This is a genomic window from Burkholderia sp. 22PA0106 (assembly GCF_047497155.1).
Lineage (GTDB): Bacteria > Pseudomonadota > Gammaproteobacteria > Burkholderiales > Burkholderiaceae > Burkholderia.
Map to the genome: position 1 here is coordinate 3,570,244 of NZ_CP163163.1, position 22,983 is coordinate 3,593,226.

At 68.5% G+C, this 22,983-nt stretch carries 22 protein-coding genes; 11 read left to right on the forward strand and 11 right to left on the reverse strand.

Going from position 1 to position 22,983, the window contains the following annotated elements; translation table 11 throughout:
- Positions 1-11: 11 nt before the first annotated feature.
- The 6 genes from AB4850_RS30885 to AB4850_RS30910 all read right to left on the reverse strand — a co-directional run bounded on the left by AB4850_RS30885 (position 12) and on the right by AB4850_RS30910 (position 5,546).
- Positions 12-332, reverse strand: coding sequence for a (2Fe-2S) ferredoxin domain-containing protein (locus tag AB4850_RS30885; protein ID WP_414443195.1), 321 nt, complete (start codon positions 330-332; stop codon positions 12-14).
- A gap of 106 nt (positions 333-438) precedes the next feature.
- The gene (locus tag AB4850_RS30890) at positions 439-1,635 is read right to left on the reverse strand and encodes a VanZ family protein (RefSeq protein ID WP_414443196.1); all 1,197 of its coding nucleotides are present in this window, start codon (positions 1,633-1,635) and stop codon (positions 439-441) included.
- Between the two features lie 40 nt (positions 1,636-1,675).
- Positions 1,676-2,305, reverse strand: a complete 630-nt coding sequence (locus AB4850_RS30895) for an ABC-type transport auxiliary lipoprotein family protein (protein WP_414443197.1) — start codon at positions 2,303-2,305, stop codon at positions 1,676-1,678.
- Between the two features lie 193 nt (positions 2,306-2,498).
- Entirely contained in the window at positions 2,499-3,446 is a 948-nt protein-coding gene (locus AB4850_RS30900) for an MlaD family protein (protein WP_414443198.1), read from the reverse strand.
- Positions 3,447-3,462: 16 nt separating this feature from the next.
- Entirely contained in the window at positions 3,463-4,386 is a 924-nt protein-coding gene (locus tag AB4850_RS30905; protein ID WP_414443199.1) for an ABC transporter ATP-binding protein, read from the reverse strand.
- Entirely contained in the window at positions 4,386-5,546 is a 1,161-nt protein-coding gene (locus AB4850_RS30910) for an MlaE family ABC transporter permease (protein ID WP_414443200.1), read from the reverse strand. The genes AB4850_RS30905 and AB4850_RS30910 overlap by 1 nt, the downstream gene beginning before the upstream one ends.
- A gap of 335 nt (positions 5,547-5,881) precedes the next feature.
- On the opposite strand from AB4850_RS30910, the gene AB4850_RS30915 reads away from it, so the two are divergent.
- From AB4850_RS30915 to AB4850_RS30930, 4 genes are all read left to right on the forward strand, one after another.
- Positions 5,882-6,448 (forward strand): hypothetical protein, encoded by a 567-nt coding sequence (locus AB4850_RS30915; protein ID WP_414443201.1) that lies wholly within the window; start codon positions 5,882-5,884, stop codon positions 6,446-6,448.
- A 210-nt stretch (positions 6,449-6,658) separates the two neighbouring features.
- The gene (locus AB4850_RS30920) at positions 6,659-7,600 is read left to right on the forward strand and encodes a biotin--[acetyl-CoA-carboxylase] ligase (protein ID WP_414443202.1); all 942 of its coding nucleotides are present in this window, start codon (positions 6,659-6,661) and stop codon (positions 7,598-7,600) included.
- Positions 7,597-8,457, forward strand: coding sequence for a type III pantothenate kinase (locus tag AB4850_RS30925; protein ID WP_414443203.1), 861 nt, complete (start codon positions 7,597-7,599; stop codon positions 8,455-8,457). Before AB4850_RS30920 ends, AB4850_RS30925 begins: the two co-directional genes overlap by 4 nt.
- A 167-nt stretch (positions 8,458-8,624) precedes the next feature.
- The gene (locus tag AB4850_RS30930; protein WP_414443204.1) at positions 8,625-8,990 is read left to right on the forward strand and encodes a hypothetical protein; all 366 of its coding nucleotides are present in this window, start codon (positions 8,625-8,627) and stop codon (positions 8,988-8,990) included.
- Between the two features lie 19 nt (positions 8,991-9,009).
- On the opposite strand, the gene rfaE2 is transcribed toward AB4850_RS30930, so the two are convergent.
- The 5 genes from rfaE2 to AB4850_RS30955 form a co-directional block, all read right to left on the reverse strand.
- A complete protein-coding gene (gene rfaE2 / locus AB4850_RS30935) occupies positions 9,010-9,495 on the reverse strand; it encodes a D-glycero-beta-D-manno-heptose 1-phosphate adenylyltransferase (protein WP_414443205.1) in 486 nt (161 codons plus the stop codon).
- A 91-nt stretch (positions 9,496-9,586) separates the two neighbouring features.
- Positions 9,587-10,456, reverse strand: a complete 870-nt coding sequence (locus tag AB4850_RS30940; protein WP_414445667.1) for a ferritin-like domain-containing protein — start codon at positions 10,454-10,456, stop codon at positions 9,587-9,589.
- A 400-nt stretch (positions 10,457-10,856) separates the two neighbouring features.
- Positions 10,857-12,140 (reverse strand): patatin-like phospholipase family protein, encoded by a 1,284-nt coding sequence (locus tag AB4850_RS30945; protein ID WP_414443206.1) that lies wholly within the window; start codon positions 12,138-12,140, stop codon positions 10,857-10,859.
- Between the two features lie 30 nt (positions 12,141-12,170).
- Positions 12,171-13,004: a PhaM family polyhydroxyalkanoate granule multifunctional regulatory protein gene (locus AB4850_RS30950; protein WP_414443207.1), complete on the reverse strand. Its 834-nt coding sequence runs from the start codon at positions 13,002-13,004 to the stop codon at positions 12,171-12,173.
- A 137-nt stretch (positions 13,005-13,141) separates the two neighbouring features.
- On the reverse strand, positions 13,142-14,134 hold the full coding sequence (locus AB4850_RS30955) for a fumarylacetoacetate hydrolase family protein (protein ID WP_414443208.1): 993 nt from the start codon (positions 14,132-14,134) through the stop codon (positions 13,142-13,144).
- A gap of 148 nt (positions 14,135-14,282) precedes the next feature.
- On the opposite strand from AB4850_RS30955, the gene AB4850_RS30960 reads away from it, so the two are divergent.
- The 7 genes from AB4850_RS30960 (at position 14,283) to metH (ending at position 22,925) form a co-directional block, all read left to right on the forward strand.
- Positions 14,283-15,113, forward strand: coding sequence for an IclR family transcriptional regulator (locus tag AB4850_RS30960; protein WP_414443209.1), 831 nt, complete (start codon positions 14,283-14,285; stop codon positions 15,111-15,113).
- Between the two features lie 182 nt (positions 15,114-15,295).
- Complete coding sequence (locus AB4850_RS30965) at positions 15,296-16,579, forward strand: DUF3108 domain-containing protein (RefSeq protein WP_414443210.1); 1,284 nt, start codon at positions 15,296-15,298, stop codon at positions 16,577-16,579.
- A 240-nt stretch (positions 16,580-16,819) separates the two neighbouring features.
- Positions 16,820-17,077: a DUF3567 domain-containing protein gene (locus tag AB4850_RS30970; protein WP_206127732.1), complete on the forward strand. Its 258-nt coding sequence runs from the start codon at positions 16,820-16,822 to the stop codon at positions 17,075-17,077.
- 214 nt (positions 17,078-17,291) lie between these two features.
- Positions 17,292-18,362: a homocysteine S-methyltransferase family protein gene (locus tag AB4850_RS30975; protein ID WP_414443211.1), complete on the forward strand. Its 1,071-nt coding sequence runs from the start codon at positions 17,292-17,294 to the stop codon at positions 18,360-18,362.
- A gap of 24 nt (positions 18,363-18,386) precedes the next feature.
- Complete coding sequence (locus AB4850_RS30980; protein WP_414443212.1) at positions 18,387-19,484, forward strand: AAA family ATPase; 1,098 nt, start codon at positions 18,387-18,389, stop codon at positions 19,482-19,484.
- Complete coding sequence (locus AB4850_RS30985) at positions 19,484-20,155, forward strand: DUF4276 family protein (protein ID WP_414443213.1); 672 nt, start codon at positions 19,484-19,486, stop codon at positions 20,153-20,155. Before AB4850_RS30980 ends, AB4850_RS30985 begins: the two co-directional genes overlap by 1 nt.
- Positions 20,156-20,207: 52 nt before the next feature.
- A complete protein-coding gene (metH, locus tag AB4850_RS30990) occupies positions 20,208-22,925 on the forward strand; it encodes a methionine synthase (protein WP_414443214.1) in 2,718 nt (905 codons plus the stop codon).
- The last annotated feature ends 58 nt before the right edge of the window (positions 22,926-22,983 follow it).

A 22,983-nucleotide genomic window follows, 5' to 3' on the forward strand; every position in this document is an offset into this window, starting at 1 on the left:
AGCGCGTGCGCTCAGATCTTCAGGCGGTCGACCACCTTGCCGTCGCGCAGGTGCGATTCGACGATCTCGTCGATGTCCTGCTTGTCGACGTAGGTGTACCAGGTGCCTTCGGGGTAGACCACCATCACCGGGCCTTCCTCGCAGCGGTCGAGGCAGCCGGCCTTGTTGATGCGGACCTTGCCCGCGCCGGACAGGCCCAGTTCCTTGACGCGCTTCTTCGCGTATTCCTGCATGTGCTGCGCATCGCAGTTCGCGCAGCTCGGGCGGTCCGCGCCGGGATCGCGCTGGTTCAGGCAGAAGAACACGTGATGCTGGTAGTAGCTGGCGTTCATGATGTGGGGGCCGCCCGCGTGCGTCGTGCGCCGCCGGCTGGATTGGGTAGGTGTCGGGAGGACCGATTATAGCGAGCGGTGGCCGCGCCTGCTGCCGCCACCGCCCTCACCGCGAACCACCGCCCTGCCCATCTCCACCGCCCGCGCGCCGGCGCGTGCGCCGCCCGAGCCAGCCGCGCTCGGCGTGCCACGCAAGCCACACCAGCGCCGCGTACGGCCAGCTCCACGCGAGCCAGCGCGCGATGCCGTTGAAGTGCAGATAGCGGCCCTGGCTCCAGCCCGACAGCGCGTAGTCGAAGAACGGATTCACGGGCAACAGGTTGACCAGCAGCAGCGACACGGCCAGCGCCACGGCGGCGGCCGTCGCACGCCACACCGCGCGCAGCCGCAGCGAGACGAGCGCCGCCGCCAGGCCGGCCGCAATGCCGCCGCAGGCGCCCGGCGTCGCCCAGTCGAACGACAGGCCGCTGCGCAACTGCAGGAAGGTGGCCGCCGTCTTCAGCATCAACGCCACCGCCACGAACGCCAGAGCAAGCCGCATGCGCGGCGCCTGGCGGCGCATCGTCAGCGACGCCAGCGCCAGCGCCGCATACAGGCCGAGCCCGGCCAGCACGACTTCCCAGGCGCTGTCCGACAGGCGCGCGTCGATCGCGTCGGGCCAGATGTCGAGCCGCCAGTGCGCCGGCGCCCAGGCCAGCAGCGCGTCGCGCATCGACAGGTCGGCGCGGTCCCACAGCTCGCTCGGCCAACTGCCGATGCCGAACAGGAACGGCGACGGGAACAACACCGCGAACGGCCAGAGCGCCGACAGCAACATCGGCGTGGCCGCGTCGCGCTCGAACCATGTGTCGCGCAGCCGCCGCATCACCCCGCGCTCGACCAGCGCGGGCACGACCGGCGCCGCGATGGCCGCGCCGAGCAAGGCGCCGAGCGCGTTCGCGCCGAGATCGAGATTCGACGCCACGCGCGTCGGCAGGTAGGTTTGCAGCGCTTCCATCGAACCCGACACGAGCGTGCCGAGCAGCGTCGCCAGCAGCGCGGCCGGCACGCCCTTCACGCGCGGGTACAGCGCGGCGACGGCAAGCGCACCGAGCGGCAGGTAGCCGATCACGTTGGTGATGACATCGAAACCCGTCCAGTAGCGCGGCATCGGCGCGAACAGGTAATCGAACGGGCCGACGCCAAGCGAGCGCCAGCCGAGAAACGGGTACAGCGAGGCATAGACGACCAGCGCCGCATAGGCCGCGAACAGCCGCCGCCCCAGCGACGACGGCCCGCGCGACGGCGCAGCGGCGGGCGTCATCGCGGCGGCTCCGTGCGACGGGAAGCCGGCCGCGCGCGCGTCATTGCGGCCCGCTGGCCTGCACGGCGAGCCACGCCACCAACTGCGTGACGAGATCGTTGCTGGCGGCCGCCAGCGCGCTCGCGCCGCCCGCCGCATCGGGCGAACTGGCCGGCGCGCGCGCCACGAACGTGCGCTGGCCGAGCAGCGTGCCGTCGCGCGTGAGCGTGGCGCGCACCGACACCTCGCCGTGGCTCTGCGACTGGCCGTCGAACACCTGCTCGAACGTGTTCAGCTCGACGCGCAGCACCGCCGCCCGCACCGCATCGCCGCCGTCGAGCACCGCGCCGCGCGCCGACAGCGCGGCGCGCAGGCGCTGCGTCAGCAGTTGCGCCGGCGGCGCGGTCCAGCGGCTGTCGCGATAGGTGTCGATGCGCTGCGCATCGACATAGGCCAGGCGGTAGACGAACTTGTCGGTATCGAACGCATCGGGCGCACGCACATCGAGCACCTTGATCACTGTGCCCGAGGCGGGCGAGGCGGTCAGCGTGGACGGGTCGAGCGGGCCGAGATCGTAGCGGATGTTCGACATGCGGGCGGCGTCGCTCGCGCAGCCGGCGAGCAGCGTGAACGCGAAGGCGGCGCCGAGCGCAGCGCAGCGACGGGCCAGGACGGGAGAGAAGCGTGACATCGCGGATTCCTGCATGGTCGTGATTGCCTTGACGGTGGCCGCGTCGTGACGGCCGTCGGTTGCTACGGCCCCCGCACGAGGCGGCGGCCCGGTTTCGGTGACGGATTGCGGAGCGTGGTTCGACGCCGCGCGCGGCAGCCGGTGCTCGACAGGCTACGGGCACGGCGGCACGCCGCCCGCCCCGCTCGCGCGTTCAACGGCCGGCCGGCTGCGGCCAGGTGAAGCCGGCCTCGCCCGGGCCCGGCAGGCCGGCGCTGGCGCCGAACAGCAGGCTGCGCGGGTTACGGGTGAACGCATCGGCCGCATCGCGCACCGTGCGCGAGGTATCGCCGATGTTCATGCTCAACGCATTGACGCGCGGCAGCGTCTCGTAACGCACGCTCGCATTCAGTTCGGACAGCGTCTGATTCATCGAGGTCAGCGCAGTTCCCGCCTGTTCGGCCGCCCGGCCGGCGCGGTCGAGGTTGGCGACCAGCGGGCCGCGCGGCGCGAGCAGCGCATCGGCCGACGCCAGCGCCTGATTCATGCGACGGGTGGTTTCGGGCAACTGCGCCGTGACCGGTTCGAGCGAATGCGTCAGCGTGCTGACGCCGTCGGCGGCCTGCTGCACGCTCTTGGCCGTCGATTCGAGTTGCTCGCGCATCTGCGGCGACAACATGGCGTTGACGGCCTGCGCGGCCACTTCCATCTGCTTGAGCAGCCCGTCGCCGCGCTTCTGGAGCTGGTCCAGCAGGCTCGGGTGGAGCGGGATCTGCGCGATCGCCTTGTCGGAGGTCGGCAGCGGCGCGGGATCGGTGCCGGTGTCGTCGAGCTGCACGAACGCGATGCCCGTCACGCCCTGGAAGCCGAGGCTGCCGTAGGTCGAGCGCGTGATCGGCGCGTCCTTGTCGACCAGGATGCGGATGTCGATCTCGCCCGGGTGCGTCCGGTCGAAATGAATCGACGCCACCTTGCCGACGCCCAGCCCGCGATAGCGCACGTCGGCATCGGGGAACAGGCCCGTCACGTTGGTGCGCGCGACGAGATCGTAGGGAATCCGTACCGAGCGGTCGACGTTGAACCAGAACACGGTCGCGATGATCGCGAGCAGCAGCCCCAGGGTGAACAGCCCGGCCCAGAATGCATGTGATTTGTTTTCCATTCGCGATTCCTTCCAGTTACAGCTCGACGCTGGAGAGCGCCGGCTCGAGCGCCGCCTTCGGCAGCTTGGCACGCCGCTCGGGCGGCAACGCCTGCAGCGCACGACGGCCGCGCAGTCCGAGGAAATATTCCTTGATGAACGGGTGATCGACGCTGGCCGCCTCCTCCACCGGTGCGGCCACCAGCACCTTGCGGTCGGCGATCACCGCCACCCGCGTCGACAGCGCCACCATCGTATCCAGATCGTGCGTGATCATCACGACAGTCAGGCCCAGCGTGCGGTGCAGCGTGGCGATCAGGTCGACGAATTCGTCGGAGGCGCGCGGGTCGAGCCCGGCCGTGGGCTCGTCGAGAAACAGCAGCTCCGGCTCCAGCGCGATCGCGCGCGCGATGCCGACGCGCTTGATCATCCCGCCCGACAGCGCCGACGGCATCTTCGAGGCGTGCTTGCACGGCAGGCCCACCATCTCCAGCTTCAGCATGACGATCTCGTGCAGCAGATCCTGCGGCACCCGGCCCAGCTCGCGCAGCGGCTGGGCGATGTTGTCGAACACCGTCAGCGACGAGAACAGCGCGCCTTGCTGAAACAGCATGCCCGAACGGCTGCGCATCACGCGCGCGGAATCGGTGTCGAGCGCGGCGAGGTCCTGGCCGAACACTCGCACGGTGCCCGAGGTGGGCCGCTCCAGCCCGAGGATCTGCCGCACCAGCGTGGTCTTGCCGGAGCCCGAGCCGCCGACGATCGAGACGATCTCGCCTTGCCGCACGTCGAAATCGAGATGTTCGTGGATCACGTTGCGACCGTAGCGCTTGGTCAAGTCGCGCACTTCGATCACGTAGTCGGGCGCGCCGTCGCCCTCGGTGGCCGTGCGCATCGCGGCGGCGGCGGTGCCGGCGTCGGCTGCATCGGCCTGATCGGCGGAAGTCGGCCTGTCGTTCATCATCCGAGCCCCACGTTCTGGAACAGGATCGCGAACACGGCGTCGGCGAGGATCACCACCGTGATCGAACTGACCACCGAGGTGGTGGTGCCTTGACCGAGGCTCTGCGAATTGGCCTTGATGCGGAAGCCGAAATGGCAGCCCACCAGCGCGATCAGCATGCCGAACACCACGCCCTTGCCGACCCCGATCCACAGGTTCGCGATCGGCACCACGCTCGGCAGCGAGCGCACGAAGAAATTGACGTCGATGCCGAGCACCAGCTTGGCCGCCAGCGCGCCGCCCGACAGCGCGACGATGTTGGTCCACATCACCAGCAGCGGCATCGCCACGCCAAGCGCCACCACCCGTGGCAGCACGATCCGCAGCCCGTGCGGAATGCCCATCACGCGCATCGCGTCGAGTTCCTCGGTCACCCGCATCACGCCGATCTGCGCCGTGATGGCGGAGCCGGAGCGCCCGGCCACCAGGATCGCCGACAACACCGGCCCCAGCTCGCGGATCACCGACAGCCCGAGGATGTTGACGATGTAGCGGTTCGCGCCGAACTGCTGAAGCTGTTGCGCCGACAGGTAACTGAGCACGATGCCGATCAGGAACGCGACCAGCGCGGTGATCGGCAGCGCCTTGGCCCCGGCGTTGTAGACGTTCGCCGAGATTTCCGTCCACGGCATGGTTTTGGGACGGCGCAGGATCGAGCCGAAATCGAGGATCACGCGCCCGAACATGCCGATCGCGCCATACAGATGCTCGCCGAACTGCATCAGCGACAGGCCGAAGCGCGTGATCGGATCGTGTCGCACCACCGGCTCGGGCGCCTCGCGCGCCTCGTCGAGCCGCTGGATCCGTTCGAAGATGGTGCGCTGGTTCGCGGTGAGCGCCAGGCCGGTCGGCAGCCGGTGGCCCCAGACGCGCCAGAGCGCCTGGCCGCCGACGTGGTCGAGCCGCTCGATCGCCGAGAGATCCCAGCGGCCGCCCGGCCCGTCCTGCGCACCGCCGTGCGACAGATCGTGCGCAAGCTCGCGCGCGAGCTTTTCCGCGCGCCGCACCACGGCGCCGCGGTTGCGGGCGAGGGCCAGCGCGGTCCATTGCCCGGACAGGCGCACGGTCTTGCCGCCGCCGGTATCGACCGACAAACCCGGTGGTGTCTGGAAGTCCAAGGAACGGGCGTCCCCAAAAAAAGTGACAGCGGCCATTGTATCGAACCCCATCTGCGCGCGCGCCGGAAGCTGGAGCGCAGTTGCCCGCCAGAGGAAATCCTCCCGCTTTCGATCCGCCGGATTTCATTTCGACGTCACGAATGCTTTCGATACTTGACGTCGCTTCCGGCCAACGGCATTCGCGCGCCGTTGATTCCGCCCCAAAAAAACAGACAGGACATTCCGATGCGTTTCGATTCGCCGTCCGCCGCCATGCAGGCGCTCGTCAGCCGTTTCCCGGGCGACATCGACAGGGGCACGTCGCCCGACCCGACCAACGCAATCGACCTGATGCAATGAAGACGACGATGCGCAGTTTCACCACGCTCAACGCGGGAGGCGCATCGACGGCCGTCTCCACCGCCCACGCCGCCCCGACGCACGGTTTCGCACGCGCGGCTCGCTTCACGCTGCCGACCACCGGCATGCTGCTGGTGGCCGCACTGCTGGCGGCGGGCGTGGCGGCCGCCGGCTGGGACGGCAGCGCCAGCCGCGCCGATCGCGTGCAGATCGAGGCATGGCGCGCGAGGGTGGCACAAGCGAACGAGCCACGCGCGATGCAGCAGTTGCGCGAACTGGCGCGCGACGGCCGCGGCGACGCGCAGGTCGCGCTCGGCACCGCGCTGCTTGGCTCGCACGATACGGGCCTGCGCGACGAGGGGCTCGGCTGGCTCGAAACCGCCGCCGAGGCCGATCCGGCGGCGCACGACGGGGCAACGGCCGCGACGGTGCGCGAGGCCCGCTTCGAACTCGACAAGGCGCGCGTGTTCGGCAATGGCGGCGTGACGCGCGACGAGGATGCGTATCGCGCGCCGTGGCGCGAAGCCGCGCGTGCACCGAAGCATCCGGCGAGCGCGCCTTGAGCGGCACGGAAGGCGGTGCGGCGAGCGCAGCTCGGCCTCGCCGCGTTCTAGTCTTCTGATCCAGCCCCGTCGTTTCGGCGCTCCGGATCACCCTCGGCCCGCACGCCTCGCCGCGTGCGCCAACACCCCGTCACCTGCCTGGGCCGGCGCCGTCGGCGCGACACGCGCCGGATCGATCCCGCGCGCGCCGGCTCTCGTACAATAGCCGCCATGACAGTCTCCCCGCCCCTTCCCGACGACGCGCGGATCGATCCGGCGCGTGCGCACGCGCTTCCCGCCTCGGCTCCCGAACCCTGGCCGCTCGACATCGTCGACGCCACCGGCTCGACCAACGCCGACCTCGCCGCACACCTCAAGACGCTGCCGCGCACGCGCGCCGCGCTGCCCAGGCCGATCGTGCGCGTGGCCTACGAACAGACCGCCGGCCGCGGCCGCCAGGGCCGCCCGTGGTTCGCGTTGCCCGGCAACGCGCTGTTGTGCTCGGTCGGCTGCGTGCTGCCGCGCCCGGTCGATGCGCTGGCCGGCCTGAGCCTCGCGGTGGGCGTCGCGCTCGCCGAGGGCCTCGGCACGCTGCCGCTGCGCGGCCAGCGCGTGCGCCTCAAATGGCCGAACGACCTGCTGCTGACCGACGGCGACACGCCGCTCGGCAAGCTCGGCGGGATTCTCGTCGAAACCGTCTGGAACACCGCCGACGCCACCGCCATCGTGATCGGCTTCGGCATCAACGTGCGGGGCGCCGAAGCGGTGGCCGCCGAAGTCGATGCGCTGCGTGCGCGCGACGCCACGCTGGCCGGCGCGTTGCCGCCCGCCGCGCTGTCGGCCGCCTGCCCGTCGGCGAACCTCACCGATACGCTGGCCGCCGTGCTCGACCCGCTCGCCACCGCGCTCGAACATTTCTCGGCGGCCGGCCTCGCGCCGTTCCGGCAACGCTGGGCCGCGCTGCACGCGCATGCGGGCCGCGAGGTGGTGCTGCTCGAACAGGGCCGGGAAGTGGCGCGCGGCATCGCCATCGGCATCGACGAAACCGGCCAGTTGCTGCTCGACACGCCCGACGGCGAACGCGCGATCGCGGCCGGCGACATTTCGCTGCGCGAATCGGGTGAGGTGGGTGCCGTGGGCCATGGCGGCATCGGTGGCGAGGTCGCGCCATGAGCGAACTGGCGCTGCTCGTCGACGCGGGCAACAGCCGGATCAAATGGGCGCTCGCCGACGCGGGCGGCCGGATCGTCGCGACGGCGGCGTTCGACCATGCGAGCGAAGCCGACACGACCCCGGAGGCCACGGTGGCCACGCCGGTCGATTCGGCGGCGATTCCCGCCTGGCCCGGGCATCCCGCGCCGCGCGGCGCGTGGGTCTCCAATGTGGCCGGCGCGGCGCTCGGCGCGCGCATCGACGCGCTGATCGAGGCGCGCTGGCCCGGCCTGCCGCGCACGCGGGTCGCGGCGCGCGAGGCGCAATGCGGCGTGACCAACGGCTATGCCACGCCGTCGCAACTGGGCAGCGACCGCTGGTGCGGCCTGATCGGCGCGCGCGCGGCCTATCCGGGCGAGGCGCTGCTGATCGCCACGTTCGGCACCGCCACCACGCTCGAATCGCTGAACGCCGACGGCCGCTTCACCGGCGGCCTGATCGCGCCAGGCTGGGCGCTGATGATGCGCGCGCTCGGCCAGCACACCGCGCAGTTGCCGACGCTGTCGACCGACACGGCGCAGCGCCTCGTCGGCGAACTCGGCAGTACGCCGGGCCGCCTGCCGTTCGCCGTCGACACGGCGCATTCGCTGTCGGCCGGCTGCCTGTATGCGCAAGCCGGGCTGATCGAACGCGCCTGGCGCGACCTGTCGAACGATGGCGCGCAGCCGGTGCGGCTGCTGCTGTCGGGCGGCGCGGCCGACGCCGTCGCGCAGGCGCTGACGGTGCCGCACACCCGGCACGATGCGCTGGTACTGTCGGGGCTGGCGAGAATCGCCGCGGAAGCCGGCGCCACGCCGCAAGAACGCGGCACGGCCTGACCGGGCCACCGCACGGACGCTTCACCGGGCGCGCAGGACCCAAGCAACAGCAATTAGCAGCAGACAATACCAAGCAACATCGAGCAACACGGAACCATGCGGAACATGCCGGGCGCGGGACCGGGCCGGGCACACGAACGACTGACGGTCGAAGGAGAGCTGGGGCGATGCTACGTTGGATTATCTCGATTTTGGTGGTGGCGAATCTGATCGCCCTGGCGGCGCAGCAAGGCCTGTTCGGTCCGCAACCGGCGGCCGGGCCACGCGAGCCGTCTCATCTGACGCAGCAGGTGCACCCGCAGGCGCTGCGCGTCGCCGCTACCGTGCAGGCCGCCGAAGCGCCGACCGTGGGCGGGCCGATTGCCTCGCCGTCGGTCGAATCGATGTTGCTCGGGGCATCGTCTGCAGAAGCGGCTTCCGCGACGGCGCCGGGCGCGTCAGATGCCGCATCGGCGCCCGCCGCGAGCGCCGCCGCCACGTCGGCTGCCCCAGCCACGTCCGCCCCGCCCGCCGCCTCCGCCCCTCACGCCTGACGCGCTGCGCGCGCCGGGCTCAAGCCTGGTGCGCGCGCACCTTCTTCAGCAGCGACGTGGTCGAGCGCTCGAACTCGAACGGAATCGCCAGCGCCGTGCCGCCCCAGCCGCGCACGAGCGCCGATTCCGGCAGCGCATCCATGTCGTAATCGCCGCCCTTCACGAGGATGTCGGGCCGCACCGCCGCGATCAGGCCGATCGGCGTCTTGTCCTCGAAACCCACCACCCAATCCACGCATTCGAGCGCGGCCAGCAACGCCATGCGATCTTCCTGACGGTTGATCGGGCGATCGTCGCCCTTGCCGAGCATGCGCACCGACGCATCGCTGTTCACGCCGACGATCAGGCACGCGCCGAGCGCCTTCGCATCGGCCAGATAGGTGACGTGGCCGCGGTGCAGGATGTCGAACACGCCGTTGGTGAACACGACGGGCGCGTTCAGCGTGGGGCGCAGCGCGGCAAGCGCCTCGCGGGTGATGAATTTGCGTTCGAAGGCGGCGGGCATCGGGATTTCGGCTCCGGTCAGCGGAAGAATAAAAAAAGCCCGCGCGAAATGGCGGGCTTGGCAGCCTTGGCGGGCGGCGAACGGCGCCGCGTCAGGCGGCTTGCGTCGCGCCGGCGTCGGGCGTTGGCGTTTGCAGGCGAGCCGTGACTTCCTTGCGGTAGCGGTTCAATTCCTGCGCCGTCGCGAACGTGCGCTCGAACAGGATCGACAGGTTGTGCAGGATACGGTCGACCACCTTCTTTTCCCAATCGCCGTCGAAGCGGATCTGCTCGTCAAGCCAGCGCTCGAGCCATTCCGGATCGGGCAGCCGCGACTGGATCGTGTCGCGCGGGAACAGCGCCTGATTCACGTGCAGGTTGGTCGGGTGCAGCGGCTTTTCGGTGCGACGCGCCGACGCCATCAACACGCCGATCTTCGCGAATGCCGAACGCGCGACATCGCCGCAGTTCACCATCGCCTTCTTCATGTAGCGCAGATAGGCGCCGCCATGACGCGCTTCATCGCGCGAGATCGTTTCGTAGATGTGCTTGATGACCGGCTCGGTGTGCCACTCGGCGGCACGGCGATACCAGTGATTCAGACGAATTTCGCCGCAGAAGTGCAGCATCAGCGTTTCGAGCGGCGGCGCCGGATCGAACTCGAAGCGCACCGCGTGCAGCTCGGCTTCGGTCGGCATCATTTCCGGCTTGAAGCGGCGCAGGTATTCCATCAGCACCAGCGAATGCTTCTGCTCCTCGAAAAACCAGACGCTCATGAAGGCCGAGAAATCGCTGTCGTGATGGTTGTCGCGCAGGAACATCTCCGTGGCGGGCAATGCCGACCATTCGGTGATCGCGTTCATCTTGATCGTCTTGGCCTGCTCGTCGGTCAGCAGCGACGCGTCGAACCGATCCCAAGGGATGTCCTTCTCCATGTCCCAGCGGACGGCTTCGAGCGATTTGTAGAGTTCCGGATAAAGCATGGTGTTCATGGTCCCACCCCTGTTGCGCAATGCGACTTCAAAACGTGACTGTTGGGCCGAGCGACCACAATTCGGACGCTCACCTGACGAAACGGTAATTTTACGCGCTAAACCGAGCGCCGGATGCAAGCGCATCGGCACATTTATTTGCGGCAGCGCAACCGCTTGTGGGGCGATACGTGCGACGCCCGAACCCATCGAGCTTCGCACGCACCCTGAGAGAAGGCCGGCTCAAGGCCGGCTGTCGTTGTCGGGACCGTGCGCGCAAGCGTCAGGGACGGATCGCGCCGCCAGCACCCGTCTGGATGATTTCGGCGTCGGCGATGATAGCACGCACCTGTGACGGATCCGAGACATGGGTGCGGCAAAGAGTCGCTAAAAAGACACCCCGCACACGCGGCTATCGGCCCTCGCGCCGGTCGAGATTTCGTTCGGATATCGAACCGATTGGTGTGACGAAAGGCACCCCAGCGCGGCTGCCGGCCGACCTGCCGATGCCGGGCGCCGCGCCGGCGTTCTGCGCATCGGCCGAAGCGATCCACGCGGCCAGCGTGTCGCGCTGGCGCATCGCGTCGGCGCGCCCGAGCGCGATCAGCTCGCGCGTGAATTCGGCCTCGAACAGCAGATAGCTGGCGAACGACGCGCCGGCCGGCCGATTGCCGCCGATGCCGCCGAGCAGCGCACGCACCGTGGCGGGCAGCCGCCGCACATGCTTGGCCGCAATCAGCTCGATGCGCTCGGACGGCGCGATCGCGAGCACGTCCACATGCCGCCAGCCGCTTTCGGGCTCCACCTGACGCGGCAGATGCTCGACCACGCGGTTGATGTGCTCGATCCGCTCGATGTCGGTGCCGATCGAATCGAGAAACACGCTCGCCAGCACCTGCTGGCCGATCTGGGCGAGCGACGGATAGCCGTGCGTATGCGCGATCTCGCCGTTCGCCGCCGGCACCTCGGGCCGCGCGGCCGCCGCCCCCACCACCACGATGCGGTCGGCGCCGAAATGGATCGCCGGCGACAGCGGCGCGATCTGGCGGATCGAGCCATCGCCGAAATACTCGACGCGGCCATCGATCACGAGCGGCACCGCCGGAAACACGAACGGGATCGCCGACGAAGCAAGCAGATGCGCGGCCGACAGATCGACCATCCGCGCCGTACGCTGCGCGCGCCGCCATGCATGGATCGGCTCGCTGCCCGCGTAGAACGTCAGATGCCGGCCGCTCGTATAACTGAGCGCCGTGACCGACAGCGCATGCAGCCGGCGCGTGCCGAGCATCTGGTTGATCCGGTGCACGTTCAGTTCGCGCTGCAGCAGATGCGCGAGCGGCGCGTTGTCGAGCAAGCCGCGCGGCGACTGGTGCGCGGCCCAGCCGATGCTCATCGCGGCCAGCCAGCGCGCCCCGGCGCCGGCCACGCCGAGCCAGTCGGTGCGGTAGATCATCTCGGCGCGCAGGTGCTCCCAGAACGCGAGCAGGCGGGCCGCGCCGTGCGGGAAATCGTCGGCGTGGCTGGCAACGGCGGCGGCATTGATCGCGCCGGCCGACGAGCCGCAGACGATCGAGAACGGCAAGTCGCGGCGCGCCGGTTCGGCCTCGCGCGCGATCTCGGCCAGCGCGGCGAGCACGCCGGCCTGATAAGCGGCACGCGCGCCGCCTCCCATCAGCACGAGCGCGAGCCGCATCGGCGCCTCAGTCGATCAGCGCGGAGCGCATCAGACGCTCCGTTTGCGAGCGGGTTTCGACGCGGGCGGCGGTGCATCGTCGGGGGCCGCGCTCGACGATGCGGCGGCCGCGCGCGGCTTGGCCGGCGCCGCGCGGCGCGTGACGGGCTTGCGCGCGGGCGAGGCGGGCGCCGCCTTGGCCGGCCCCGCCGCCTTGGCCGGACCGGCAGGCGCGGCGGCCTGGCCGGCGGCGGCAGTGAAAGCGGCGGGCGAGAACGGCGCCGCGGCGGCACCCGGCTGGGACGCCGCGAAACTGGCGATCTGATTGAATTGGGATTGCAGCAGGTTCCACCAGTTGGACGGATCGAAGGCCTCCGCGCCGGGCACCGCCCCCGGCGTCGCGCCTTGGGCGGGTGACTCGGCCTGAGCGGATTGAGACCCCTGAGCGGCCGGTTCGGCTTCGGCCGCCGGTTTCGGCGGCGGCGCGCCCCACGGCCGCGCGACCGGCGGCGGCTCGGGCGCATCCTTCGCGACGGCCGCCTCGGCCGCCGCCATCGATTCCTGCGCGAGCGCACCGAACGCACGCAGCGTGGCCAGCGTCGCGCGCTGCACCTCGAGCGCCTGGATCGCCGATTGCAGCATGCCGAGGTTGAGCTTCAGCCACTGTTCGACGGCGCGCAAATCGGTAATGCGCTTGTCGAGTTCCTCGACGCTCGACAGCGGCGACATCATGTCCGACATCGCCGACAGCGACGGCGGCATGCCGGGCGGCGTGGCCGCGCCGAACGGCGACATCCGCATCATGTCCCACATCCGGTCGAGCATCTCGGACGGGTTGAAACCTGCGAAACCGGAAAACGGATTGGAGCCGGGCGTATCGGTCATGCAACCATCCTTCGTGACGGGTTCGATGAAAACCAGCGGCGCACGCGCGCGCAAGTTTCGATCATAGCGCGCATGGATGAAGCGTGAGCGGCCGCGCGGGCCGGGGTTTACGCACCCGCTGGCGGGCGCGGCGGCCCTCAGGCCTGCCCATCGAGCGGCGACACGGCCTGCTCGATCGCGCCGAAGATCGACTTGCCCGCCGCGTCGAGCATCTCGATGCGCACGCGGTCGCCGTAGCGCATGAAGTCGGTTTGCGGCGCGCCGTGCTCGATGGTCTCCAGGCAACGTTTCTCGGCGATGCAGCAATAGCCGCGCTTCGCATCGCGGTTCGAGACGGTGCCCGAGCCGACGATCGCGCCCGCGCGCAGGTTGCGCGTCTTCGCCGCGTGCGCGATCAGTTGCCCAAAGTGAAACGCCATGTCCACGCCGGCCTCGGGCTGGCCGACGCGCTTGCCGTTCCAGCTCACCAGCAGCGGCCGATCGACGCGGCCTTCGCGCCAGTGCTCGCCGAGTTCGTCGGGCGTGACCGCCACCGGCGAGAACGCCGTCGACGGCTTGCTCTGGAAGAAGCCGAAGCCCTTCGAGAGCTCGGCCGGAATCAGGTTGCGCAACGAGACATCGTTGACGAGCATCACGAGCCGCACGCTCTTGAGCGCTTCGTCGGCTCGCGTGCCCATCGGCACGTCGCCCGTCACCACCGCGACCTCGGCCTCGAAATCGATGCCCCATTCCTCCGACGCGCAAACAATGTCGTCGTGCGCGCCGAGGAAATCGTCGCTGCCGCCCTGGTACATCAGCGGATCGGTGTGGAATTCGGGCGGCATCTCGGCGCCGCGCGCGCGGCGCACCAGCTCGACGTGATTGAGGTAGGCCGAGCCGTCGGCCCACTGGTAGGCGCGCGGCAGCGGCGCCATGCAGTCGGCGGGCTCGAACGCGAACGCGCGACGGGCACGGCCGTGGTTGAGCGCGTCGTACAGTTCGCGAAGCTGCGCCGCGTGGAACGCCCAGTCGTCGAGCGCGCGCTGCAGCGTCGGCACGATCGTGTCGGCAATCGCGGCCGTTTGCAGGTCGCGGGACACCACGATCAATTGGCCGTCGCGCGTGCCGTCCTTCAGCGAAGCGAGTTTCATGGTGCTGGATACCGTGTAGTGACGATGGAGGGAATCTATTTTACGATGGTGAATCTGTGCGGCGAAGCCCGCGCGGCCAGCCCGCCGGGCGCGCCGTGCCTGCCCCGCATTCTCCCCCTTCTCCCTCTTTTCGCCCTGCACGCTGCCCATGTCCGACCACGACGACCTGACCGACGACCCCGCCGAGGAAAAAGTCCGCTCCGGCATCCAGTCGATCGAGGTCGGCTTCCGGCTGCTCGACGTGCTGACGCAGGAGCCGCGCGCGATGATGCTGCGCGACCTCGCGCAGCGCGCGCAGATGAGCCCGGCCAAGGCGCATCGCTATCTGGTCAGCTTCCAGCGGCTCGGCGTGGTCGCGCAGGACCCCGTCTCGGGGCGCTACGAACTCGGCGGCTTCGCGTTGCAGTTGGGGTTGGCGCGGCTTGCGCGCGTCGACGGCGTGAAGCTCGCGCGCGTGGCGCTCGCCGCATTGCGCGACGAACGCGACCTGACGGTCGGCATCGCCGTGTGGGGCAACCAGGGGCCGACCGTGGTGCACTGGATGGAATCGAGCCACCCGGCCAAGGCGTCGCTGAAGCTCGGCGACGTCATGCCGTTGCTCGGCTCGGCCACCGGCCTGCTGTTCGCCGCCTACCTGCCGCGCGGCAAGACCGGCGCGATGATGGAGCGCGAACTGGCCGACGCGCGCCGCGCCGCGCATCGCGACGGCCCGCGCACAATGGCCGAGGTCGAGACGCTGCTGGCCGACGTGCGCACCCATCAGGCCGCGCGCGTGCAGGGCGTGCTGCTGCCCACCATCCACGCGTTCTGCATGCCGGTGTTCGATTCGCTCGGCGAGTTGTCGCTCGGCCTGATCGCGCTGGGTCACGACGGCGGATTCGATGTGGCGTGGGGCGGCGAGATCGATCTCGCGTTGCGCGAATGCGCGCAGAAGCTGTCGTACGAAATCGGTTACAGCGCGACGCCGCGCGAGGCTTGAGCCCGGCTTGCGCTGAATCGCCTGCGCGGGCGGGTTGGCGAACGATCGTCGCGATGCGCTGTCCGATCGGCTGGCACACAGGCCCGCCCGGAGCCTGCGAGGCACGCCGCTTGCTCCCGCGCTCGCTGCCGTACCGCCGTTCATCCCATTCATCCCTTCCGCAACCAACCCGTTCCCGATCGATGCCCGCTCCGTTCCCGTCCGACTCGTCACGCCCGAAGCCGCGCCACACGCTGCGCATCGTGCTGACGCTCGCGCTGGTGGTGGTGCTGCACGCGCTGGCGGGCCTGTGGTTCGCCGGCTATCGCGCGCCCGCCAACCCCGACACGCGCGACGACACGCCCGTCGAAGTCGAATTGCTGAAACCCCAGCCGATCGAGCGGGCGCCCAAGCCGGCGCCGCAACCGGCAGCCCGACCCGAGCCGGCCAAGGCGGCAAAGCCCGCACCCGCGCCGGCGCACGACGACGCGCCGGTATTGACCACCGCGCAGCCCTCGCCCATCACCACTGCGTCTGCCACGCCTGCCGCACCGGGCACCGCCGCGAGCGGCTCGGGCACCGGCGCCTCGGCCGCCAGTGCCGCCAGCGCCGCCGTAGCCGCGCCCACTGCTGCGCCGGGCGCGAAGTTCGTGCCGCCGCCATCGGGCGACCTGCGTTACGGCGCATACTTCAACGGCAACCTGAACGGCACCGCGACGATCCACTGGGTCAACGACGGCAGCCGCTACCGTCAGCGCATCGAGATCCCCGTGCCGTTCGTCGGCCCCTACGTGTACGAGAGCCTCGGCCGCTTCGACGCGTTCGGCGTCGCGCCCGACCGCTACACCGAGCAGCGCGGCCGCCGCCCGGCCGACATCGCGATCTTCAATCGTCAGACCAGGCAGATCGTGTTCACGCGCACGCCCGATTCGCTCAAGCTCGCCGACGGCACACAGGACCGCTTCAGCCTGCTGATGCAGTTGTCCGGCCTCGTGCACGGCGCGCCGGACGTCTACAAGCCGGGCGTCGCCCGCGAATTCTTCGTGATCGACAACAACAGCGGCGAAACCTGGCCCATCGTGACGATCGGCGACGAAACCATCCGCACCGCCACCACGTCGCTCGAAACGCGCCACTTCCGCCGCCTGCCGCGGCGCGCGGGCGATACGCGTCGCATCGACATCTGGCTCGCGCCGTCGCTCGACTGGCTGCCGGTGCGGCTCGTGCAGACCGAGCCGAACGGCACCGAGATCGAACTGCTGTGGCAGGGGCGCGGCGCGCCGACGATCGGGCTCGGGTATGACGAATCGGCGGCGGCGGATGCCGAGCCGGCTTCGGCCCCGGAACCGGCGTCGGCCGCATCCGACTTGCCAGTCGCCTCGACTGCGTCGCCCACGTCGGCTGCGTCGCCGGCATCGATGACCGCCGCCACCGAAGCCCCGCCCGCCCCCGCACCGGCCTCCACGCCCGCCTCGCCATCCCGGTAATTTCGACCGACTCCACAAGTTTTTTTGCTTCCCGGTAAACTTGCGACACACTGTTGACAATGTTTTGCAACGTGACTCGCAGACGAGAGGAGAATCGGAAACGTTTCATCGAAATCGGTCTCTGACCGATTGCGCCCAAAGCCACACGCGGGCGTGCAGCGCCAACCCCTTGAAACCGGCCAGGCCCGCCCCATCTTTGGAGCATTCGGCCTGAAAGCCACAGCGAAGAGGAGTGCCGCCATGCAAATGATCTACAACAGCCCCAACTACTGCGTAGTCGAATTTCCTCCGCAGCTCGGTCACCACGCCATGAATTCGGGCGGCTACGAGATTGTGGACAAGAATGCGCAGCGCGAGATCTTTATCGAAGGCGAACTGGCGGCACGTTTCCGCGACCATGTCCGGCAACTGATCGAGGACGAGCCCTCGCTCGACGAAGTCGATGAATTCCTCGGCCAGTTCGACAGCCTGATGACCCAGCCGGTGGTGCTGCACTAGCCGGTTCGCGTGCCGCCCCGGCGGCGCGCAACGGATGCCGGGCCGGGCGGCCGCACTCTCCCGCCTGCCCCGCACCTCCGCACTGCACGACCGAACCCCCGCCCGGCTTGCCGCGCGGGGGTTTTCATTGGGCGCGCAATTGTCCGCCACGCCGGGCGGCGCAGCCGCGCACCCGCTACAATGGCGGTTTTCCCTACATCGCCGCCCGCTCGCCATGCCGACCAAGCCGTCCATTCGTCTCGCCCCCGCCGCGCCCTACACGCGCGGCGCCGACCTGCCCGCGCTGCTGCAAAGCCGGATCCTGATCCTCGACGGCGCGATGGGCACGATGATCCAGCAATACAAGTACGACGAAGCCGCCTATCGCGGCCCGCGCTTCGCCGATTTCCATCGCGACATCAAGGGCAACAACGAGCTGCTGTCGCTGACGCAGCCCGACACGATCCGCGAGATCCACGATCAATACTTCGCGGCCGGCGCCGACATCGTCGAAACCAACACGTTCGGCGCCACCACCGTCGCGCAGGCCGACTACGAGATGGAGCATCTCGTCGTGGAAATGAACGTCGAATCGGCGCGTCTCGCCCGCGAGGCAGCGCTCAAGTATTCGACGCCGGACAAGCCGCGTTTCGTTGCGGGCGCCATCGGCCCGACGCCGAAAACGGCCAGCATCTCGCCCGACGTCAACGATCCGGGCGCGCGCAACGTCACCTACGACGAACTGCGCGATGCGTACTACCAGCAGGCCAAGGCGCTGCTCGACGGCGGCGTGGACCTGTTCCTGGTCGAAACGATCTTCGACACGCTGAACGCGAAGGCCGCGCTGTTCGCGCTCGACCAGTTGTTCGAGGACACCGGCGAGCTGCTGCCGATCATGATCTCGGGCACCGTCACCGACGCGTCGGGCCGCATCCTGTCGGGCCAGACCGTCGAGGCGTTCTGGAATTCGCTGCGCCACGTGCGCCCGCTCACGTTCGGCCTGAACTGCGCGCTCGGCGCGGCGCTGATGCGCCCGTACATCGCCGAGCTGGCCAAGCTCTGCGACACCTACGTGTCCTGCTACCCGAACGCGGGCCTGCCGAACCCGATGGCCGACACCGGCTTCGACGAAACGCCCGACGTCACCTCGAGCCTGCTGCGCGAGTTCGCGCAGGCCGGCCTCGTGAACCTGGCCGGCGGCTGCTGCGGCACCACGCCGGCGCACATCGCCGAAATCGCCAAGGCGCTGGCCGACGTGAAGCCGCGCCGCTGGCCGACGCATTACAGCGAAGACGAAGCCGCCTGACCGATTGCGGCCAAGGGAATCGACATGCCCACCGTTCAAACGCTCACGATCACCGGCTACAAGTCGATCCGGGAGTTGCACGACTTCGAGTTGCGCAATCTCAACGTACTGATCGGCGCGAACGGCGCGGGCAAGTCGAATTTCATCGGGTTCTTCCGGCTGCTGGCGGAAATTGCGGAGCAGCGTCTGCAGGTGTTCGTGCAGAAGCAGGGTGGGCCAGACACGCTGCTGCATTATTCGCGGCAGGTGACGGACCGGATTTACGCCGATATCCAATTTGGCGACGGGAACTACACGTTCTTTCTGATTCCCACGAACGATAATCGTCTGATATTCGAGCGAGAGTTCGCCAGCGTCACCGATGAACGCGGCAAGCCGAACTTCAGCCTCGCCTTCCTCGACGGCAACGCCGAATCTCATCTGACCGAGTCCCGGAATCAGCACACCGCCAATACCGGTGCCAGCCTGATCGCGACCATCAAAAGCTGGCGCATCTACCATTTCCAGGACACCAGCGAAACCGCGAAGGTCAAGCAGCCGCACGCCCGGAACGACACGCTGCGTTTGAAGGTGGACAGCGCGAATCTCGCCGCTTACCTGCACATGCTTCGCACGAAGCACGCGTCGCACTATCGGTTGATCGTCGAAACGATCCGCCTGATCGCGCCGTTCTTCAGCGATTTCGTACACCGCGACGACGATGCGGCCACCATCGAACTCGAATGGACCGAGCAGGGCAACCCCGACACGCCGTTCAAGGCGCACATGCTGTCGGACGGCACGCTGCGATTCATCTGCCTCGCCACCTTGCTGCTGCAACCCCACGAGCTCATGCCGTCGACGATCCTGATCGACGAACCCGAACTGGGCCTGCATCCGTACGCGATCAGCGTGCTGGCCGACATGCTGAAGCGCGCGTCGGAAAATATCCAGTTGATCGTTTCCACGCAGTCGGTCGAGTTGCTCAACTGCCTCGATCCGGAAGATGTCGTGATCGTCGATCGCAAGGACAACGCTTCGACGTTCACCCGCCTCGATGCGGACGCACTGCAAAGCTGGCTCGACGATTATTCGCTCGGCGATCTGTGGAAGCAGAACGTCCTGGGCGGGAGGCCGGCGTAATGGTCGAGTTGATCATCGTCGGCGAAAGGCCGACCGAGGAGCGCTTCGTCACCGACGTGCTCAAGGACATCCTGGCGCTCAACGGAATCTACGCGACACCCCGGCTCATCAAGACATCCCCGCAGGGCAAGGGCGGCGGCCTGAACCTCGATCGCGTGCGCCGCTTCGTCGTGCACACGTTGCGCGAGCGCACCAACACGTTCGTCACGACGCTGTTCGATCTGTACGGGCTCGACCCCTCCTTCCGCGGCGTCGAGGACACGAAAAATCGCACGCCGTCCGAGCGTGCACAGGCGATCGAGGCCGCACTGCATGCCGATATCGTCGAATCCGCCCAGTGTCGCCCCGAGCGCTTCCTGCCGCATATCCAGCCGCACGAATTCGAAGCGCTGCTGTTTTCCGACGTCCATCGGCTCTGCGAAATCGAGCCGACCTGGGCCGCCAGCGCACCGCAACTGGCGGAGATCCGAAACGCGAAGCCCGATCCGGAATGGATCAACGATTCCCGGCACACCGCACCGTCGAAGCGGCTCGAGATTCTCAACCCGAACTACCGGAAAACGATGCATGGCCCGCGCTCCGCGAAGCACATCGGCCTCGACCGCATCCGGCAGGAGTGCCCGCACTTCGGCCGATGGTTCGAGCGCCTGCTCGCGCTGAAACCGCTCTGACCACCATGCAATCCGTCTCCTCGAACGCTCACCGCATTTCACCCTACACGCCATGACCGACCACACCATGCGACTTGCCGGCCTCGAGCCGTTCAACGTCACCCAGGGCACCCTCTTCATCAACGTCGGCGAACGCACCAACGTGACCGGCTCGAAGGCGTTCGCGCGGATGATCCTGAACGGCCAGTTCGACGAGGCGCTCGCGGTCGCGCGCCAGCAGGTCGAGAACGGCGCGCAGGTGATCGACATCAACATGGACGAGGCGATGCTCGATTCGAAGGCGGCGATGGTCCGCTTCCTGAATCTGATCGCGTCCGAGCCGGACATCGCGCGCGTGCCGATCATGATCGATTCGTCGAAGTGGGACGTGATCGAGGCCGGCCTGAAGTGCGTGCAGGGCAAGGCGATCGTCAACTCGATCTCGCTGAAGGAAGGCAAGGAACCGTTCATCCACCACGCAAAACTGATCCGCCGCTACGGCGCGGCCGCCGTGGTGATGGCGTTCGACGAAACCGGCCAGGCCGATACCTACGAGCGCAAGACCGAAATCTGCACGCGCTCGTACCAGGTGCTGGTGGAGGAATGCGGCTTCCCGCCCGAAGACATCATCTTCGACCCGAACATCTTCGCGGTCGCCACGGGCATCGAGGAGCACAACAACTACGCGGTCGACTTCATCGAAGCCACCCGCTGGATCAAGCAGAACCTGCCGTACGCGAAGATCAGCGGCGGCGTATCGAACGTGTCGTTCTCATTCCGCGGCAACGACCCGGTGCGCGAGGCGATCCACACCGTGTTCCTGTATCACGCGATCCAGGCCGGCATGGACATGGGCATCGTCAACGCGGGCCAGCTCGGCGTGTACGCCGATCTCGACGCCGACCTGCGCGAGCGCGTGGAAGACGTGGTGCTGAACCGCCGCGACGACGCCACCGACCGCCTGCTCGAAGTGGCCGACAAGTTCAAGACGGGCGCCGCGAAGAAGGAAGAGAACCTCGAATGGCGCAACCAGCCGGTCGAGAAGCGGCTCGCGCATGCGCTGGTGCACGGCATCACGAACTTCATCGTCGAGGACACCGAAGAATCCCGCGCCAAGATCCACGCCGCCGGCGGCCGCCCGATCAACGTGATCGAAGGCCCGCTGATGGACGGCATGAACGTGGTGGGCGATCTGTTCGGCCAGGGCAAGATGTTCCTGCCGCAGGTCGTGAAATCGGCGCGCGTGATGAAGCAGGCCGTGGCGCACCTGATCCCGTTCATCGAGGAAGAAAAGCGCCTGCTCGCGGAAGCGGGCGGCGACGTGCGCGCGAAGGGCAAGATCGTGATCGCCACCGTCAAGGGCGACGTGCACGACATCGGCAAGAACATCGTGTCGGTGGTGCTCCAGTGCAACAACTTCGAAGTGGTGAACATGGGCGTGATGGTGCCGTGCAACGAGATCCTCGCGAAGGCGAAGGTCGAGGGCGCGGACATCATCGGCCTGTCGGGCCTGATCACGCCGAGCCTGGAGGAAATGGCCTACGTCGCATCCGAAATGCAGCGCGACGATTATTTCCGCGTGAAGAAGATCCCGCTGCTGATCGGCGGCGCGACCACCTCGCGCGTGCACACCGCCGTGAAGATCGCGCCGCATTACGAAGGCCCGGTGGTGTACGTGCCGGATGCGTCGCGCTCGGTGTCGGTGGCGTCGAGCCTGCTGTCGGACGAGGGCGCCACGCGCTACCTCGACGACCTCAAGAGCGAATACGACCGCATCCGCGACCAGCACGCGAACCGGAAGCAGACGCCGATGGTCACGCTGGCCGAGGCGCGCGCCAACAAGACCAAGGTCGACTGGTCGAGCTACACGCCGGTCAAGCCGAAGTTCATCGGCCGCCGCGTATTCAAGAACTACGACCTGGCCGAGCTGGCGAACTACATCGACTGGGGCCCGTTCTTCCAGACCTGGGACCTGGCCGGCCCGTACCCGGCGATCCTCAACGACGAGATCGTCGGCGAATCGGCGCGGCGCGTGTTCTCGGACGGCAAGTCGATGCTCTCGCGCCTGATCCAGGGCCGCTGGCTGACCGCGAACGGCGTGATCTCGCTGCTGCCGGCCAACACCGTGGGCGACGACGACATCGAGATCTACACCGACGACAGCCGCACCGAAGTCGCGATGCGCTGGAGCAACCTGCGCCAGCAGAGCGTGCGCCCGGTGGTGGACGGCGTGATGCGCCCGAACCGCTCGCTGGCCGATTTCATCGCGCCGAAGGAATCGGGCGTGGCCGACTACATCGGCCTGTTCGCCGTGACGGCCGGGCTGGGCGTCGAGGCGAAGGAAAAGCAGTTCGAGGCCGATCACGACGACTACAGCGCGATCATGCTGAAGGCGCTGGCGGACCGCTTCGCCGAAGCGTTCGCCGAGGCGATGCACACGCGCGTGCGCCGCGAGCTGTGGGGTTACGCGGCCGGCGAGACGCTCGACAACGAAGCGCTGATCGCCGAGAAATACACCGGCATCCGCCCGGCGCCGGGCTACCCGGCCTGCCCGGACCACCTCGTCAAGCAGGCGATGTTCGACGTGCTGCGCGCCGAGGAGATCGGCATGAGCGTGACCGAATCGCTGGCGATGCTGCCGGCGGCGAGCGTGTCGGGCTTCTATCTGGCACACCCCGACAGCACGTATTTCTCGGTCGGCAAGATCGGCAACGACCAGGTGGCCGATTTCGCGGCTCGGATGTCGCTGTCGGAGAAGGATGCGCGGCGGGCGCTGGCGCCGTTGCTGTAAGCGTTTTCAGCGGGACGAATCGTCAGACCAATGACGAGACGGCCCGCCGAATGCAAAA

Coding starts and splice junctions, on each gene's coding strand:
- AB4850_RS30950 (WP_414443207.1), bottom strand. CDS start 13,004: ATGACCGATACGCCCGGCTCCAATCCGTTTTCCGGTTTCGCAGGTTTC.
- AB4850_RS30960 (WP_414443209.1), top strand. CDS start 14,283: ATGTCCGACCACGACGACCTGACCGACGACCCCGCCGAGGAAAAAGTC.
- AB4850_RS30975 (WP_414443211.1), top strand. CDS start 17,292: ATGCCGACCAAGCCGTCCATTCGTCTCGCCCCCGCCGCGCCCTACACG.
- AB4850_RS30930 (WP_414443204.1), top strand. CDS start 8,625: ATGCTACGTTGGATTATCTCGATTTTGGTGGTGGCGAATCTGATCGCC.
- AB4850_RS30925 (WP_414443203.1), top strand. CDS start 7,597: ATGAGCGAACTGGCGCTGCTCGTCGACGCGGGCAACAGCCGGATCAAA.
- AB4850_RS30895 (WP_414443197.1), bottom strand. CDS start 2,305: ATGTCACGCTTCTCTCCCGTCCTGGCCCGTCGCTGCGCTGCGCTCGGC.
- AB4850_RS30900 (WP_414443198.1), bottom strand. CDS start 3,446: ATGGAAAACAAATCACATGCATTCTGGGCCGGGCTGTTCACCCTGGGG.
- AB4850_RS30885 (WP_414443195.1), bottom strand. CDS start 332: ATGAACGCCAGCTACTACCAGCATCACGTGTTCTTCTGCCTGAACCAG.
- AB4850_RS30980 (WP_414443212.1), top strand. CDS start 18,387: ATGCCCACCGTTCAAACGCTCACGATCACCGGCTACAAGTCGATCCGG.
- AB4850_RS30970 (WP_206127732.1), top strand. CDS start 16,820: ATGCAAATGATCTACAACAGCCCCAACTACTGCGTAGTCGAATTTCCT.
- rfaE2 (WP_414443205.1), bottom strand. CDS start 9,495: ATGCCCGCCGCCTTCGAACGCAAATTCATCACCCGCGAGGCGCTTGCC.
- AB4850_RS30890 (WP_414443196.1), bottom strand. CDS start 1,635: ATGACGCCCGCCGCTGCGCCGTCGCGCGGGCCGTCGTCGCTGGGGCGG.
- AB4850_RS30915 (WP_414443201.1), top strand. CDS start 5,882: ATGAAGACGACGATGCGCAGTTTCACCACGCTCAACGCGGGAGGCGCA.
- metH (WP_414443214.1), top strand. CDS start 20,208: ATGACCGACCACACCATGCGACTTGCCGGCCTCGAGCCGTTCAACGTC.
- AB4850_RS30945 (WP_414443206.1), bottom strand. CDS start 12,140: ATGCGGCTCGCGCTCGTGCTGATGGGAGGCGGCGCGCGTGCCGCTTAT.
- AB4850_RS30985 (WP_414443213.1), top strand. CDS start 19,484: ATGGTCGAGTTGATCATCGTCGGCGAAAGGCCGACCGAGGAGCGCTTC.
- AB4850_RS30920 (WP_414443202.1), top strand. CDS start 6,659: ATGACAGTCTCCCCGCCCCTTCCCGACGACGCGCGGATCGATCCGGCG.
- AB4850_RS30940 (WP_414445667.1), bottom strand. CDS start 10,456: ATGCTTTATCCGGAACTCTACAAATCGCTCGAAGCCGTCCGCTGGGAC.
- AB4850_RS30905 (WP_414443199.1), bottom strand. CDS start 4,386: ATGAACGACAGGCCGACTTCCGCCGATCAGGCCGATGCAGCCGACGCC.
- AB4850_RS30955 (WP_414443208.1), bottom strand. CDS start 14,134: ATGAAACTCGCTTCGCTGAAGGACGGCACGCGCGACGGCCAATTGATC.
- AB4850_RS30965 (WP_414443210.1), top strand. CDS start 15,296: ATGCCCGCTCCGTTCCCGTCCGACTCGTCACGCCCGAAGCCGCGCCAC.